This is a genomic window from Exiguobacterium sp. SH0S2 (assembly GCF_004337185.1).
GTDB classification, from domain to species: Bacteria; Bacillota; Bacilli; order Exiguobacteriales; family Exiguobacteriaceae; genus Exiguobacterium; species Exiguobacterium aurantiacum_A.
Genome location: NZ_SJVB01000002.1, coordinates 237,580 through 254,790, shown reverse-complemented (window position 1 = coordinate 254,790; position 17,211 = coordinate 237,580). Strand labels below are relative to the sequence as shown.

The 17,211-nt window shown below is 52.1% G+C and carries 10 protein-coding genes; 6 read left to right on the top strand and 4 right to left on the bottom strand.

From position 1 onward, the window contains the following. The first annotated feature begins 16 nt into the window (after nt 1-16). Nucleotides 17-2,737 carry a S8 family peptidase gene (locus EVJ21_RS06025; protein ID WP_131490101.1) on the top strand — a complete coding sequence of 907 codons (2,721 nt, stop codon included), beginning with the start codon at nt 17-19 and terminating at the stop codon, nt 2,735-2,737. 45 nt (nt 2,738-2,782) lie between these two features. Here EVJ21_RS06025 and EVJ21_RS06020 read toward each other — a convergent pair whose 3' ends face one another. Together EVJ21_RS06020 and EVJ21_RS06015 are read right to left on the bottom strand one after the other, a co-directional pair. Further along, nucleotides 2,783-3,475 (bottom strand): DUF4956 domain-containing protein, encoded by a 693-nt coding sequence (locus EVJ21_RS06020; RefSeq protein WP_070328518.1) that lies wholly within the window; start codon nt 3,473-3,475, stop codon nt 2,783-2,785. Then, nucleotides 3,472-4,212: a polyphosphate polymerase domain-containing protein gene (locus tag EVJ21_RS06015; RefSeq protein ID WP_131490100.1), complete on the bottom strand. Its 741-nt coding sequence runs from the start codon at nt 4,210-4,212 to the stop codon at nt 3,472-3,474. Before EVJ21_RS06015 ends, EVJ21_RS06020 begins: the two co-directional genes overlap by 4 nt. Before the next feature lie 117 nt (nt 4,213-4,329). Here EVJ21_RS06015 and EVJ21_RS06010 point away from each other — a divergent pair, with 117 nt between their 5' ends. The 5 genes from EVJ21_RS06010 to EVJ21_RS05990 all read left to right on the top strand — a co-directional run bounded on the left by EVJ21_RS06010 (nt 4,330) and on the right by EVJ21_RS05990 (nt 14,732). After that, nucleotides 4,330-6,630, top strand: coding sequence for a CotH kinase family protein (locus tag EVJ21_RS06010; RefSeq protein WP_131490099.1), 2,301 nt, complete (start codon nt 4,330-4,332; stop codon nt 6,628-6,630). 72 nt (nt 6,631-6,702) lie between these two features. Beyond that, on the top strand, nt 6,703-7,077 hold the full coding sequence (locus EVJ21_RS06005; RefSeq protein WP_070328521.1) for a nuclear transport factor 2 family protein: 375 nt from the start codon (nt 6,703-6,705) through the stop codon (nt 7,075-7,077). Nucleotides 7,078-7,224: 147 nt separating this feature from the next. Beyond that, the gene (locus tag EVJ21_RS06000) at nt 7,225-8,547 is read left to right on the top strand and encodes an Ig-like domain-containing protein (RefSeq protein WP_131490098.1); all 1,323 of its coding nucleotides are present in this window, start codon (nt 7,225-7,227) and stop codon (nt 8,545-8,547) included. A gap of 642 nt (nt 8,548-9,189) precedes the next feature. Beyond that, nucleotides 9,190-11,946 carry a hypothetical protein gene (locus EVJ21_RS05995; RefSeq protein ID WP_131490097.1) on the top strand — a complete coding sequence of 919 codons (2,757 nt, stop codon included), beginning with the start codon at nt 9,190-9,192 and terminating at the stop codon, nt 11,944-11,946. Nucleotides 11,947-12,143: 197 nt separating this feature from the next. After that, complete coding sequence (locus EVJ21_RS05990; RefSeq protein WP_131490096.1) at nt 12,144-14,732, top strand: hypothetical protein; 2,589 nt, start codon at nt 12,144-12,146, stop codon at nt 14,730-14,732. 86 nt (nt 14,733-14,818) lie between these two features. Here EVJ21_RS05990 and EVJ21_RS05985 read toward each other — a convergent pair whose 3' ends face one another. Beyond that, nucleotides 14,819-15,094 carry a hypothetical protein gene (locus EVJ21_RS05985; RefSeq protein WP_131464210.1) on the bottom strand — a complete coding sequence of 92 codons (276 nt, stop codon included), beginning with the start codon at nt 15,092-15,094 and terminating at the stop codon, nt 14,819-14,821. A gap of 179 nt (nt 15,095-15,273) precedes the next feature. Further along, nucleotides 15,274-17,130 (bottom strand): SH3 domain-containing protein, encoded by a 1,857-nt coding sequence (locus EVJ21_RS05980; protein WP_131490095.1) that lies wholly within the window; start codon nt 17,128-17,130, stop codon nt 15,274-15,276. Nucleotides 17,131-17,211 lie beyond the last annotated feature (81 nt).

The following is a 17,211-nucleotide window of genomic DNA, read 5'->3' as shown; positions in this document are numbered from 1 at the left end:
GAAAAGAGGAAAACAAATGAAACGATTGGTGCAACGGACTGTTGCGACATTGCTCGCGGTCCTACTTATCGTCTCGCTCGTCCCGCCGCGCATCCACGCTGATGCCGGGGCCGGAATGAAGCAAGCGACACTACTGGAAGCCGGGGAGGCTGTCACGTTCACGACGGGCGTCGACCCGGTCAATACATACTGGTTCAAGATGGAGCGAGGAGCTCCGAGCCAGATGACCCATATGGAAATCGTCATGGAGGCGACGAAACTCGCCAACGTCTCGGTCTATCCGAGCGCCGATATGGCCGGGAAAGACGATACGTTCTATCCTTACCGTGCGAGCGCCTCGAAAGAGGACGGCAAAGCGACAATCCATCTCCCATATGCATGGGAAGGACCATACTACGTCAAAGTCGAGTACATGCCGATGGAGACGCCGGACATGTATCCACCGGAAGAGGAGATCTTCTCACTTGAAGAAGGAGAAGAGCCGAGTGAGGACGGAACAGAACCGAGTGAGGACGGAACAGAACCGCCAAGCGAACCGGACCCGTCGGAGTTCGCTTCAGAGATCAACCTCGTCTACAACCCGGTCAAATTGCCGGTGAAATATGAACAGGCAAGCGGCGATATGTGTGCCGTCGAATCGATTTTAATGCCGGCAAGTGATCAAAAGACGATGCTCGAGCTGATTCGACGTGTCCAGACGGACGTGCTCAACCAATCAGAAGAAGGGCGGGAACTCGCGGCACTCTACTACCGTGCCTCGCCTTACATCATCAAGGCGATCACGTTCGACAAGACGAAGCGTCAGGTGGCGTATAACGACCTGGTGACACTCAAACCGCTTTTGACAGCTCTCGTCGAGCGAAAACAGCATACAGTGTCGTCGAAAGAGTCAGCGGCCATCAACCGGATGCACGCCCTCGTCAGTCAAAGCGTGCCGGAAGGATTGAAGGCGGACATCGCGTCTGTCGCAGGTCTTGCCGGGATGGATGAACTTGCGGGAACACCGCTCACGGACGTGTTCGACCGCATCGGCGTCACCGTCAACGTGACGGACGCCCCGCGTTATATCGTCAAATACAAGTCGTCACCGAACCAATCGATTGGCAAGATGAACGCGATGCGTGATGTCTCGGCCGAACGTCTCGCCATCGGTTCACCGGGTGACCATTTCGCGCTCGTCGATGTCGAAACGGCGTCAGCGAAGACGAAAGCGTCGGCACAAGCGGTGCTCGAGTCAGACCCGAACGTCGACTATATCGAGCCGATCGAGACGTACTCTGCATTTATGGCGGACCCGAGCTATAGCTATCAATGGTCGGTCAACAGCCGCTCTGTGTTGAAACCGTTCGGGGACGCGGGCATCAGCCTTGATAAGTACGAGGCGCTCAACTTGAAAGCCCGTACCGTCAAAGTTGCCGTTCTCGATACCGGTGTCGACCACCGCCTTCTCGATTTGAAAGGAAAAGTTGATGTCCGAAATGGGAAGAACTTCGTCGACCCGAACGGGGAAGGCGACGCAATCGATGACCACGGTCACGGGACGCACGTCGCCGGTGTCATCGCGGCCGCTCAAAACAACGGCACGTCGATGCGGGGGATTGTCCCGAACGTGTCCATCTTACCGGTGAAAGTACTTGATGCCGGCGGATATGGGGAGACGGATCAAATCGCACTCGGTATCAAGTATGCCGTCGACGCCGGAGCGAAAGTCATCAATATGAGCCTCGGCGGAACGGAAAGCCGCACGATCGGTTATATGTTGAAGTATGCGCATGACCGCGGTGTCATTATCGTTGCAGCAACGGGGAACGACGGACAGTCGCGCGTCTCGTATCCGGCGTCTTCGAAGTACACGATTTCGGTCGGCGCGACGAACACGTTCGGTCTCGTCACGGACTACTCGAACTACGGAATTAACGTCGACGTTGTCGCACCGGGTTCAAAAGTCGCGAGTCTTGTACCAGACGGTAACGTCGTCTATATGGACGGGACGAGCATGGCGACGCCACACGTCGCATCCGCTGTGGCACTTCTCGTCTCGCAACACCCGCGTGTGACAGTCGAAGGCGTCCGGACGATCTTACGCCGTTCGTCGGAGCCGCTCGCCTTCACGGGTGGAGACGCACCGAAAGACCCGCGTGAATATGATGGTATGCAAGACGTGTTAGATGGTTTGAATACTCCGCTCCTCCCGTATTATGACGTCGTGAGCGGTTACGGGAAAGTGAACGTCTACCGGGCCGAGTCGATGCTTCAACTCGCGCCGAAGCCGGAGCGCATATTTGATAACGCGCCGGTCTTCAACGTTTCCGCAAAATCGGGAACGGTCGTCAACGTGTATAATAAAACGAAACGGATCGGCTGGGGAACGGTCAAAAACGGCAAGTTGACGATGTCGCTCGCCCCACAAAAAGCGGGAACGGTACTTCGTGTCACGTATACGAACGGGCCACTCTTCACGGGAGAACGTGTCGTCGTCGCCAAAGGGCTTCGACCGAGTGCCCCGAGCGTCACAGCACCTCGTGCAAACGCGAAACAAGTGACCGGGAAAGCGCAAGCCGGGATGACCGTCGTCGTGCGTGATCAGAACAAACGTGTCATCGGCAAGTCGAAAATAGCATTGAACGGCACATACGTGGCGAAGACGCGAGCCTTGAAAAAAGGTGAGCGCTTGTCTGTCCACGTTGAAGACGTGACGAAGAAAGTCAGTAAAATCACGACCGTCACCGTCAAATGAACGAACGAAAACCGGCTCTCTATAGAGGGCCGGTTTTCGTATGCGTCAAAAGATTTCGGTATTCAAATAATTGACGGACACTTTCAAATTGCCGTTCATTTTGCGGAGCTCATCGATCACTTGCTTGTCTTTGACACCGTCCTTGTTTTGGACGATGTAGACGAGCTGGATCATCGTGCCGAGGTTCGTCGTCTCGACCGAGCGAAGCGCGTAGTATTTATAGTGGGCCGACAAGACACCGTCGAACGCCGTCTCGTCGTGCAAGTTTTCAGGCACCGTGATCGACAGTCGCTTCTTGTCCGAGCCGCCGCGACCGAAGTCGAACATGTACAACACGATGATGATGACCGACAAGCTGACGGTGAACAGGATTGCGAGTATGTAGAAGCCGAGCCCGCATGAGATACCGGCCGCCATACCGAAAAAGATGAAGGCGATGTCTTTCGGGTCGCTCATCGCGCTACGGAAGCGGATAATCGAGAACGCACCGACGAGACCGAAGGCGACAGCAACGTTGTTGCCGATGACGATCATGACGACCGACACGGTGACGCCCATAATGATGATCGTCTGGACGAACGATTGCGAGTAACGGGCACCTGTATGCGTCTTTTTATATAGGTAGGCGATACAGAGCGTTAAGATGAAGCTGAGGAAAATGGCGGCCGCCGCCTCGAGCACGGTTAGTCGGGACGTAACGTCGGCGAGCTGGCGGACTTCGTTAAAAATATCGGTCATGACAGAATCCTACCTTCACTTGAATTTTCTTTGTCTAGCAGTTCGACACTCGTACAGAACTTCGAGACGCTTTGCTTGTTACACTCGAGGTCGGAGAGAAGCCGTGCGAGCCAGAACGGCACGACCTCGGACACTTTCACTTCGAGGACGACGAGACCGGGATCGATGAAATGGTACCCTTCCGGCCCGTGCTCGATGCGAAGATCGTCGTTTCGGCACATGAGGTTATAGTCGAACGTGACACGCAAGTCATGCTCGAACGTGCCCGAGAACGCTTGGCGGTCGTAACTGACGACCGTGTGCGGCAATAAATTATATGAGTGCTGAAAATGGAGTGCCTCTTTTAAGATTTGCGGGTTCGACGCCGCGACCGCCTCAATCGGTTTGTTCGGGTCACGCAAAATATCGTACGCTTCGTGGAGCGGCAAAATCGTCCGGCGCTTGTTGACGACGTTTTTGAATTTCTGTTTTACCTCGATGAACGACATACTGCCGAGGTCGGCCTGATCATAGACACGGAGCCGCAGCTTTTGGCGGAACGGGAGCTTGTTGCGCGTCTCGTAATAGATCGCCTTGTCGCTTGAGTCGAAATAGAGACTGACGATATTGTATTTACCTTCCGGGTTGCCGTACGTGTCGTAATGCATGTATGGCATGATGAGCTCACGCAGCTCGAGGTATTTGGCGAAAGTGATTAAATATTTGATTTCGTATCGCTTGAAGATCTCTTGGGCCACGGTGTCACTCCTTTATGGGGATTGTTAATTATTTGTTAAGGTCTGTGTTAGAATTCAAGTATACTGTTACAACACACGAGACGCAAACGAAGTTATAGATCAGGAGGCCTGTATTATATGAAGGGTTTAAAAGTTGGGATTTTGGCCGTGCTCCTCGCCGGGACATGGGGTGGGATGTATTATCTTGCCGAGGAGCAAGCGACCGCGGGCGCAGCGTTCGAGCAAGCGCTCGCCGAACAATTGAATATCCCGGTCGGCTCGTTCAACCAAAACAAAGTGCGTGGCGTCACCGAGCTCGACTTGTCAGGATACGGCCTGACCGACTTGACCGGCCTCGAGCATTTTCAGTCGCTCGAGACGCTCAACTTGTCGGGGAACCAATTGACCGACGTCACAGTGCTTGAGAACCTCCGTTACTTAAAGACGCTCGACCTCAGTTTTAACCAGCTCAAACAAATACCTGAGTTGCCGGAAACGCTCGAGTCACTCGACCTCGAAGGGAACGACGTCAGCGATTTAGCGTTCTTGCCGGAGTCAGACACGCTGACGACGTTGAACGTACGGGATAACGACATCGATGCGCTCGACGTATTACCGGAGCGGACGCCGAACGTGACTTATCTCAATATCCGCGGGAATGCTGTCGCCTCGGTCGAGCCACTCCGCGACATGGCTGCGCTCATCGACGTCAACTTACGCGACAATCGCATCACTGACATGTCACCGCTTGAAGCATTAGCCATCACGGAACGGCTTTATGTGACGGGCAACGCGACGCATGACTATGCCGCGCTCGATTCGATTGCGGAACAAATCGTCGACCGTGACTTCGAGATGTTGCCGGATCGTCCGGTGTTCTCTGTTGACAGCGGCGTAATTTCTCCTGGCACCGAGCTCATACTCGAGGCAACATCCGGGAGTACGATCTATTATACGATCGACGGAAGCGACCCGACACCGGAGTCGATTCGATACAACGGACCAATTACACTCGATCAAGTGCTGACGCGTGACGTCGCCGTGCTGTCGAACAACCGGACGGCTACGAACCGTGTGCCGCCGACACTTGGGCGCGGGGCTTCCGAGCGAGCGCTCACCATCCGTGCCATCAGCGTAAAAGATGGGGCACAGAGTGCACGTGCGACAAAGACGTATCTACTCGACTTTGATTTGTTCACGTCGAACTTGCCTGTCGTCTCGCTCACGACTGACGCGACGAATTTGTTCGATTCGGCAATCGGTATTTATACGCCAGGTGACGCGCCGGACGGACCGCTCGAGTTTGGTCGCGGTAACTTTTTCGAAACGGGACAAGAATGGGAGCGACCAGCCCACGTCGACTATTTCGAGGGCGGGGAGCACGTTTTCGGACAAGACATCGGTATCCGAATTCACGGTGGCTTCTCGCGTGGACTCGCCCAAAAGAGCCTCCGACTTTACGCGCGGAGCGAGTACGGACAGAGCCGCTTCTATCACTCGTTCTTCCCGGGTAACGACGAGGTCGAATTCAATCGTCTTCTGCTCCGAAATGGGGGGAATGACTGGCAAGGGGCGATGCTCAGGGACGCCTTCATGCAGGAATTGCTCAATGAGCGTTCGCTCGACTTCCAAGACTACCAACCGGTTGTCGTGCTCGTGAACGGTGAATATTGGGGACTGCACAATTTACGGGAGCTATATTCCTCAGACTACTTTGAAATCAAATACGATATCGACGAGACGGAACTCGTCATTCTCGAGGCCGATCGGGATATGCCAGAAGGTTTTGTTATCGAGGCGGGACGAGACGCCGACCTCATCCACTACCGGGAGATGGTCCGCTTCGCCGAGACGAACGATTTGAATGATCGCACGACATTTGAGGAGCTCGAGCGGCGAATGGACGTTGATAATTTCCTCGAGTACGTCGCCTATCAGGCGTTTTATGGCAACCTTGACAGCATGTTCAACAACTACGTCGTCTGGAGGAAGGCGACCGAGTTCGCGGATGAGACACCGCTCGGACATGATGGGCGCTGGCGCTGGGTCGTCTTCGACCTCGACCAAGGGTTCGCACAGCGACTTCCGCTCGACGAGAGCGTGAACTACGACATGTTCACGTATTTGACAGGGCCAGAGCCTGAGCATGCACTGTTCCAATCGCTCATGAGGAGTACGGAAGGTCAGGAGCGCTTCGTCCGGCTCTTCGAGGAATTGCTCAACGGACCGTTTACTTCCGAAAACATGGTGGTGAAGCTTGACGAAATGTCGGGTGTAATCGCCCCCGAGATGCCGAGACAAATCGCGAGATGGGGAAATATCCCATCTGTTACAGCGTGGGAAGCCGAAATCGCAGAGATGCGTCAGTTCGCCGAGATGCGGCCGGACATCGTGCGACAACAGCTGCAAGCTAGATTTGGAGAAGGGGTAGCGGAATGATGAAGAGGTATTCGTTCGGGGCGTTCTGAGCTTGATCTATGATATGATGGACGCGGAAAGGAAGGTACAGCTATGGAAACACTCAACATGAAACAACTTTCTGACGACCGGGCCTCGCTTCAAACCGCGGGCGACCTTGACGCGATGCGGGGCATCATGCACGATGAATTCCGCTACGTCGACTCGAGCGGGCGTCAGTTCGATAAAGAGACGTTTTTAGACCAGTTCGTCGACCCGGCCGCCGTCCAATGGATCGCCCAAGAGACGGTGACGTTCGACGAGACGATCAAAGGTGAGCTCGCTGTCGTGCAACTGTTGCTCGAGGAGCGGTTCATCCTTGGGACGAACGCTTACGAGGGCCGATTCTGGGCACTGCACTTGTACGTGAAAGACCAGGACACGTGGCTCTGGCAAGGCGGACAAGCGACGATGATTCACGAGACGTGATCAGGCATCTCCAGCGATGGAGATGTTTTTTTGTGCATCGAAAAAAATGTGCACCTAAAATAGAAAATTATGTACCTATTTTTAAAAAAATCCATTAAAATAAAGTTGTTGTCTAATTCGATACATTATTTAGGAGGAATTCATAAAATGAAACAACCGAAATACTTAGCGCTTTTCCTCGCCGGGACACTCGTCGTCGGTGGCTTTACACCGACGTTCGTCGCGGCTGAAGGAGACACGACGACTGTCGCCGACGTGACGGCACCTGCTGCGCCGGTCGTGGCGGCACCGTTCCATACGTCGACGTCACTCACGATTCAAGGGGAGATCGGTGCAAAAGCTGAAATCCTTGTCGCTGGGAAAACATACGAGCGCGTCATCCGTACGAACGGTGAAGCCGTGTTCACGATGTCCCCACAACCAGTCGGCCGCGTCATCGATGTCCGTTTAGTCGATGCGAGCGGGAACGCAAGCGCTGTGACACGCGTCATCGTCGCGGAAGACCCGGCGGCACGTCCGGCGGCACCGGTCATCAACCCAGTCGATAACTCGGCTCGTGCGATCGAAGTGAAAGGTACACCAGGACTCGCCGTCACTGTGACGGTCGGGGGCAGCACGTTCAACGGCTCGTTCGACGCGAACGGGAACTACCGCCGTGTCATCGCGCTTCAAAAAGTCGGTACCGTCTTGACGGCGCAGGCGAAGACGGCGAACGGTGCGATCAGCGAACTCGTCAAGTCGACGGTCGTAGCGGATAAGGTCGCACCGAGCAAGGCGCGCCTCACGCAAGCGGTCACGACGCTTTCGAACGGGATTGCCGGAACGGCAGAGCCGCTCGCGACGGTCATCGTGACGATCGACGGGAAAGCGTACACGGCCCCGGTCATGTCGACAGGGAAGTTCGTTCTCCCGATCCCGAAACAACCGCTCGGCAAGAAGATGTCGCTCGTCGTCCGTGACGGTGCCGGCAACCGTAGCGCATCAGAGACGCTCACGGTCCAACACGCGCTCTTCAACAACTTCCACCGTGTCAGTGACGAAGAGGGAAATCGTATCGTCGTTCATAAGGAAGTGTTCGCGGCTGATGGGTCGACTCGTTACAACGAGACGTTCGCACCGTTCTTCTTCGAACGTCCGACGAAAGCGAGCATGGGCTTCCTCTTGCAATACTATGCGGAAGACGGTGAGCCGCTCGAATTCGAGAAGCTCCGGATCCGTGTCGGTTCGGCATCGTACGTCCATACGATCGATCCGTTCGATGTCGACTATATAGAGTACGACGATGGAACGGTCGACGAGACGTATTGGTTCATTCCGGATGCGAAGATGATCGCGTTCATCAAGCAGCACGTCCGTCCAGAGAACCGGATCGTCATCACCATCGAAGGCTACGAGTATGAATTCGAATGGGCGCTCCTCGGGGGCGAGAAACGAGCCTTCGTTCAATCGCTCCAATACGCGGGTTACTAATATAGAAGAAAGACGTTTTTCATAAGCTACGGACCAAACCGGTTCGTAGCTTTTTTTGTGTATAATTTGCAATCGGACTAGTCAAAATGTATTCCCCAAATTTCAAACTAGTCTTATTGAATCAGTTTTAAAAGTTTGGTCAATGTAAAAATAAGGGTTAAATTATTCCTTATTTTGATACAATCTAAAATTAGACATGGTAATTATATGAGAAGGTAATAAAAGTAAAATTAAATACATTTAAAGGATTAATCATATCGAAAAATGTCGAAATGGCGTTATATCGGCGTTTTTCGACGGTTTTCGACATTTCGAAAAGTGGGTAATGTGATATTAAATTATCTCACAAACTCCAAAATTCAAAATCATTCCCATTTTTGCGAAAAAAAACGCTTGTGCTGATTGGAAGCGTTATGTATATTATGGATGTAAGGTTTTCCAAGTTCATACTTGGTAAATTGTTCAAGATTCACATCTTGAAAAATACCTATCAGTTTAAGTGAAACTCAAGACCTAAAGGATCAGGTTGCATAAGTCGTTCGAACGAATGGCGTATACATATGGAATCGTTTAGTGGGGGGAGCGTAGCTTGCAAGCTGGTAGCGCAAAATCGCAACATACCAAAGGGAGGATTTACACAAGATGGCAAAGAAATCATTCAAGCTAGTCAAAGCGTCAGCAGCACTTGCTGTGACGGCAGCAGCTCTTACTCCGGTAATGGCAGCAGAAGCTTCAACTTCAACAGTAGAACTTAAAGCAGAGGTCGTACTCGGTGGCAAGTTCAAAGAAGCGCTCGCGCTTAACACGCCTAAAGGTGTAGAAATCAAATGGGGCAAATACCTCGTAACAGCAATCAACAAGTGGCAAACAGTTAAAGGCCAAGGTTCTGATGGCAAGACTTACATCAAGAAACTTTACGCTCGTAACTACCCACTTTACATCTTCGATCAAGACCTTGGAGAAGTAAAAGCTGGTTCTGAACTTACGAAACCATCGATTCGCGTCATGTACCGCGACGGTAAAGTTTACACACAAGCTCCTGAGCGTTTCACAATGAGCTCAACTTACAACACGAAAGATGCAGGCGCACAAAAAGTCCTCATCTCTTACAACCACAACGGGAACCGCATCACTTCGTTCTTGACTTACACAGTTGTCGCAAGCGAAGTTGCATTCTCAAACGTTGCTTCTTCAGTCGATCAAGCGAAAGAAGTTCTTTCTGTAACTGCTGACGTTGAAAACGCTAAAGAAGATACGAAGGCAGATGTTCTCATCTACCCATTCAAAGACGCTTCTAAAGCAATCCCAGTGGCTGCAACAATCAAGGATGGTAAGTTGACTGCTAAGACTCCAGCTCTTCCTGCAGGAACTCACTCATTCGTCATCAAGTCTGGTGAAGTAATGACTGCAGAAACTGCTTTCACAGTTGAAGCTACTGAATTCTCAGTGAAGCCAGTTAAAGTTGACCAACTTGAAGTGAAACTCAACAAAGAAGTTTCAGGCGTTGAAGCTTCTGACTTCAAACTCAACAACGGCCGTTACGTTACTAAAGTAGAAGTTGACGCTGATGACAAGACTAAATTGCTTCTCACACTCAACGCAGACTTGGTTGACCGTGGCGAGTACACGCTCTCAGTTAACAACTTCTCAGTTCCATCTGGTGAAGTGACGACTGCGATCGAAAAAGACTTCGAGTTTGAAGTTGCTGCTGCTGCTTCAGTAACACTCACAAAAACAAACTTCCTTGATGGCGATGACATCTTCAAATCTCTCGTTGTCAAAGACAAAAACGGCGTTCTCTTGTCAAACAAAGATCTTACGCTTTCAGCTACTTCGCCAGTGTTGAACACAACTACAGGGAAGTTCACATTCTCTGACAATGCTGCTCAAAACACATTCTTCGTTGAAGTTAAAGCAATGGACGGTTCGAAAGTCTTGGCAACTACAGGCGCTGTCAAAGTAACTGTATCTAGTGCTCGAGAAATTGCAGCATTCGATGGCGTTCACATTTCTAATTCTGGTAGCCTGACAGAAGCTCAAGCAGTAACGGCATACGAGACAGCCAAGAAAGCAGGCAAACTTGACACGACAATCAAACTCTCTGAGAAGGACCAATTCTTGGATGTGTTCGTGAAAGATGTATCTGGAAATATCCACATCCTCACGAAAGCTAACTCAACGTACACGAACTTGACACCAGCAATCGCGACAGTATCTAAAGACGGTGTCATCACTGCTTATGCAACTGGAACAGCTAAAGTTAAAATTGTGAGCGGCGACTTCGAGCGTATCGTAGAATTCTCAGTTGTAGCTGACTCTAAGATTGCTGACGCTAAACTTACTACTACTTCACTCAGCTTTGATTCTGGCAAAGTAGTAGCTGGTGATTCACCGAAAACAGTTGGAATTGACTTCATTGACCAGTACAAAGAAGCATTCGACGCAGTCATCGAAGCTGGTGGAGACGTTAAAGTTGGTACTTCTAAAGTTGGTACACTTGAAGTAAAATCAAGCAACACAAACGTAGCGACAGTATCACTCGACGCTAACGGTGCTGTTGTAGCTGAGGGCGAGCGTAACGGTACTGCTACTGTAACGATCACGTTCAAAGACAACGCTGGTAAAGTTGTATTCACGAAGTCGGTTGCTGTTAAAGTATCTGAGTTCGACGCAACAGTCGCTGCTTACGACCTCGTTCTCACATCGGCGAACACGTCACTTGATGCTGACGTAGATGTCGCACCAGCTGCGAATGATAATTTCGTGTCATTCGAAGTCCGTGGACTTGACAAGTATGGCAACGTCATCACAACTGTCGACAACGCTAAAGTTGACTATGTTGTAACTTACTCTTCAGCTGAAGATTTAAAATCTTTCAATGAACTTGATGGGGTACTTGAATTCAAAGGCGACGCTGCTGTGAAGTTCGCTTCTTCAGGTAAAGCAACGATCAAAGCACTCGTGAATGGTGTTCAAGTTGACACGATCTCAGTGGACTACACAAACACTGACTCTGTAGCGACGAAAGCACAAGTCAACACAGCGATGCGCACAATCGACGCTTCTGACTTTGGTAAATTGACAGTCGATAACCTTCTCTTCGGTCAAATCAAAGACAACAAGTTCACATTCGCTCCTGCTGTAACGGTCGTAGACCAGTTCGGTAAGACAATTGATTACAAAGGATTTACACAACTTTCAAACGGAGTTTTCGTTGACATCTCACCAGTTGTCACAAACTTGGTTGGTCTTGAGTACAACAAAGAAACTGGCGAACTTACACTTGCAAAAGATCGCCTCTCGGGTACAGCTACAATCGTCGTACCACAAATCACAACTGCTGCAAACGGAGATCTCCTTTCTTCGCCAGTATCGTTCGACGTAAAAGTCGTTCAGTAATCGTTGACCCTCCCTTAGGGTTAAATAGAGCAAAGTCTTCGGACGGAGCCATCTTGTAAACCGGTAGTGCCTCGGCACTGCCGGTTTTTTCTATACCTTACACAAAAAACTATTTCCCTTTTCTAAAAAAGAGATTATACTTTTTTTGTAATAAAAAATATCATTTCCCATAATTTTAAGAAAAGAGGAAAACATACGTGAAACGAATTATTTTTTTGTTGGCGCTCTTCTTGGTTGCCTCCGGCTTCGCTTTGCCAAGTGCGAACGCCGAGACGACCAATGAGCCGATCCCAGGGCACCACCGGATCTCAAACAGCCCTTACGTCTTACTAAACGACTGGACGGCGCTATATGAGCCTGCGACCGGTGAGCGCATTCCGCTCGAGGAGACGCTAGACATTATGCGTCATCATGACGTCAATAGCTTCGCAAGTATTGATGGTGACCACGTCGTCATCTTGAGAAGTTGCTCGGGTTGTTCCACGACGAGTTACCTCATCGGTTTTGATGGCAGCGTCACCGCTTTCTGGTTCGATGAAGACGACAAATTGCTCGGGGCGGATGTTGAAAATGATCGTTTGCTCTGGTACAAAGACGGCAAGACCGTCATGACAACACTCAACCGAGACGTGATTTGGGAGAAAGACCTTGGTACACGTTACGTGTCGTTGTCGACAGATCGAAAAACGGTGCTCGCCGCGTCGAGCCACCTCGAGACGGTCGACCACGTGTCGGTCGAGACGGGCGCGACGCTCTTTACTCGGACGTTGCCTCGCCAACTGAACCCGATCAACAAAGTGCTCACGTTCGAAAAGACGACCGTCTATGTGACAGGTTATTCGAACGAGGCCCACTACATTTACAATGAAACGACCGGTGCGGTCACCTTGACGACACGAAATCACTCACGGACCGAATATGCGATGTCGAACGGGGCGCTGCACTGGACCGGACAAAAAGCTTACTCGGTGCACGATGTGACGACCGGCGAAACCGAGACGTACCAAACGGACACCGTGCCGCGCGTCTATAACGGCGTCCTCGGCTTCACAGATCAGACGATGCCGATGGCCGATTATAAAAAGCTTCCGACGAAACTCGAACTCGTCGTCGACAAGCGCCAAAATCGCGAAGGGGACACGACGATTTATACGAAGCGTGACTACCCGGTCTATTTGAGCGCGACTTACCTGGACGGGACGACCGAGTCGATCTCGATTGAACGAGCGAAGAAAAATGGCCGTTATGAGCTGTTGACGTCGCCGTTCAATCGGAGCTATGCGACGACCGTCTATTACGATTTTGTTTATCTGGGGAAAGTATTTAGCGGTAGTTTGAATACGACAGATGAAGGGACGGTCAGTTTAAATCGATTTGGTCTTGCTGGTGAAATTGTCGGACAGACGTCGCCGCGGGCAAGTGTCACCGTCCGTGTGTTGAAGTCAGAGACTGACGTGTTGACATACACGGCAAGTGCTGACGCGACGGGTGTCTTCCGTATGCAGACGGAGCGCCTGCTCCCGGGGACACCGCTCACGGTGACGTCGAATTCGAGCGGGACATACGTTTATCGGAAACCGTTCGTCGTGCCGACGCCGAATCCGGAAGCGAACACGATCACGGTCGTGAGCGATTCAGCGGAGGCAGGTGTTGTCTTCAAGACGGTGCCGAATGGGAAAATCGATTTGTACGTCATCGAGTATGCGCACCGCTACTATGACACGATACAAGCGGACGCGAACGGTATCGCCCGTGTGACCGATACGGTCGACCCGATCGCCAAGGGTGTCGAGATCCAGTACGCGCCGGCCGGGACGGAAGGAGCCGAGAAGAAGCTCGTCGTCTATGAACGGGCCGAACCGGTATTCAGTCTAGCCGGCACGCCGAACGAAGGAGATACGACACTCACGATATCTTCGACGGCAAAATTGACGACGTTCACACATTATATCAACGGAAAACACGTCGGGAATGGGAAGACGGTCTCGTTGACGACGCCATTAAAAGACGGGGACGTCATCAAAGTCGTCGCCAAAGCCGGTGACCGGGAGAAGACGCTCGAACATCGTGTCGCCGCAGTTGGTCCGACCATCCTCCAAGTGACGGACGTCGCGATGACGGCGACGCATACGGTCGTCAGTGTTCGCCGTGACACGCGCGCTGTGCTCCAATTCTTCATCAACGGGAAGTTGACGACGGCGACACCGGTCTCATCGACACGCTTCACGGTGCCGGCAAAACCGGGCGACATCGTCCTCGTCCGCTTGACACGAGGCGGGCAAAAGCTCGACACACGCCTCGCCCTTCCGCAAGTGACGTTCAGCAACATTCGTCTCCACGATGAACAGAAGACGTGGGTCGGCATGGTGCTCCCGAACAGTCGCGTCACGTTGCAGAACGGGACGAAACAAATCACGAGCGGCAAGAGCTCATCGACGGGCCGTGTCGTCATGAGCTTGGCACCGCAACCGCTCAAGGCGAAGATCACGCTCGTCAGCACACGCGGTGTCTATCGCTTCGTCCAGACGGTGAACGTGAAGGCGGGTCTTACCCCGGTCATGAAGGTCGCCGCCCCGACGAGTACGATGCGCACGCTTACGGTGAACTCGAACGTCGACTACGGCACGATCACGGTCCGTCGCGGAACGACGCTGATCGCGACGAAGACGGTGACATCGAAATCGACACCGGTCGCGATTGCGGCACAAAAGTCAGGCACACGCCTGACCATCAAATTCACGACGCCGAAAGGGCGTACGCAGACGGTGTATGTGACCGTCCGCTAAACCGAAAAACGCCTGTCCGAATTGAAATCGGGCAGGCGTTTTCTTGTGAAGAAAAACGAGGCGCGTGAAGCACCTCGTTTGAAAAATTAATTGATGACCATGACAGACAGGCAAGACGTCGCGGCTTTGAGGCAGTCGCGCTGCGTATCGTATTTGGCTTTGACGTTCGGGAACCATTTCCAAAGCGCTGCCGAGTCGAGTGAATCGATTTGTTGGAATGGCTCGGCCAGCTTCGCTTGCTCACTGACGCGCAGCGTGAACGAGAATTCGGATGTGGCTGACTGGTGCAAATCGATCTCCGCGAGCCGTTGTAAATTTCGTTTATATGTGAATCGCTCGGAACAAGGGAGAAAAGTTGTCATGACCGCACCTCTTTCTATCAGTTTCTTCCACATCAGTATACATTTATATCCATAATTTGTCGCTTCTTTTTTTGTTTTTTTAGGTTGTGATTTTGGATTAATTGACGTTTACTCTTTTATGAATTCCAAATACAAGGAATTGAATAGTTTTACGAAATTACGTTTCAAAAACATAGATATTAAGGGATTCTGACGAGTACATCCTTGTAGCCATACGCTTGAATCCGAATCGATTTTCCTTTGCTCAATCCGTAACTGCCGGCCGCGAGGTATGTCCCTTTGTTCCAATCGCCGGCATCCGACACGTTGCCCACCGCGAGTTGGGTCGGTTCATCATAAGTCCCGCCTGTCTTGAACTGTTGAGCGTGTTGTAGCCATGCCTGGTCCGACGAGCGGATGAAGATGTACCCGCTGCTCAGTTTGACTTCGACTTTTGGTGCGGGCTTTTGAAAAGCATGCAACGGTTGTCCGTTCACTTTGACGATGCCGAGACGTCCGTCGACATCGGCGACTTCGACAGAGACGATGTGCCGCTTTCCGTTTTGGATGGACACGTGACGGTACAGACCGGGTGCCTCGTATGGTTCAAGAATCATTTGACTGTCAAGGGTGCCGAACTGATGCAATTTCGGATTGGAATGCGTCCGCTTGAAGGCAATCTGTTCGAACTGACCCGTTGGACCGATGAGCCCGATCAACTCGTATTGATAAAGATCCGTTCGGTCGGTCTTCAAATCACGAAGCGGGCGATCGTGACGGACGAGGATGTCGTTGTCGTTCGCCAAGACGAACGGGTGATCATACGTCGTTGTGCCGAGTGAGGCGTTCACGTCGAGGATGAGCCGCTGCCAAGACTCAAGCGTCCCCATCTCGATGCGTGTGTTGGTCGCTTTCGCGTTCGTCTCGAATGCGAGTCGGTATGAGGGGAGGGCGTCGTCCGTGACGTGTTTTAAACCGAGCTGCGTGAACCATTGACGTAGCGTCTTGTCATCGATGGTTCGATTCGCCATCATCTCGGTCCAAGAACTGATTCGCCGCTCAGGGTCATTCATCCACCGTCCGCGAACGAGCGTCGCTTGCGGTCTTGTCCCGCGGATGAGGCCGAATTGACCGTCGAGCAGCTGATTGGCGTCCACACCTTTAAGGTTACGGACGACGGTCGTTTTTCCGAGTGTGACTTGGGCGTCCCGGTAGAGGCTCTCTAGGTGCGTGATCGTCCCATTGATTTGGACGTCGGCCGTGTAGCTGTGGGCGGACGGATATAGGTCGCCCATCCGCAGGACGAGGCGGTCGATCGTCGCTTTACCGGTGAGGGTGGCGCGACCTGTCAAGTCGACTTGCCGGAACGTTCCGTTCAAGCGCAAATCGCTTTCCCCGTAAAACCCTTTTTCATACGGTCTAGCGCCATACGTCGCGAGCTGGCGAACCGGGGCGGCCGCCGTGATCGTGACGGGCAGGTTCGGGAAGGCGTCAATCGGGACGACGAACGTGTGGATGCGGCTCGCCGCCGTGGCATCGATCTGAATCTGGGCAGCTTTAGGGCCGCGCAAATCAAATTTCAGCTCTTTATAGCCGGTCACGGTATTTCCGGATATGATCGGCAGTCCGAAGATTGTCTGCAGGGTGGCCACGTTTTTTTTGAAGAACGGCAGCAGCGGCGGGTCGATTTTATAGCTTTTCCCATAAATGCTGATCACCGAACCGCCTTTGTAAGAGGCGAACTGTGTATACGCATAACTTGGTGCCGGCAACGTGCCCGCCGCAGGTTTCGGCGCGGCGGTCTGCTTCTTGATGTCGCGCTTGGCGACGTAGCCTTTCTGCTTGCCGTATTGGACGTTCGACCAGCTGCCTTTATCGGACAAGTGGGTGACGACCTTGCCTTTCGGTATGGTGACGAGCGTTTTCGCTTTCGTCGACGCCGATTGCTTGAGGGCGACTTGCTTCACGGTCACATATGTTGCCTTCGCCGAGACGGCCGGCGGGAATACGCCGATGAGGAGTGTGGCGATCAAGGTGAAGATGATAAATCGTTTCATGGGACTGGACTCCTTTACGCATTTTCTTTCAGTATAGCAACGACCGGATATGCAAACAGACCCTTTTGTCAGAAGATGGAA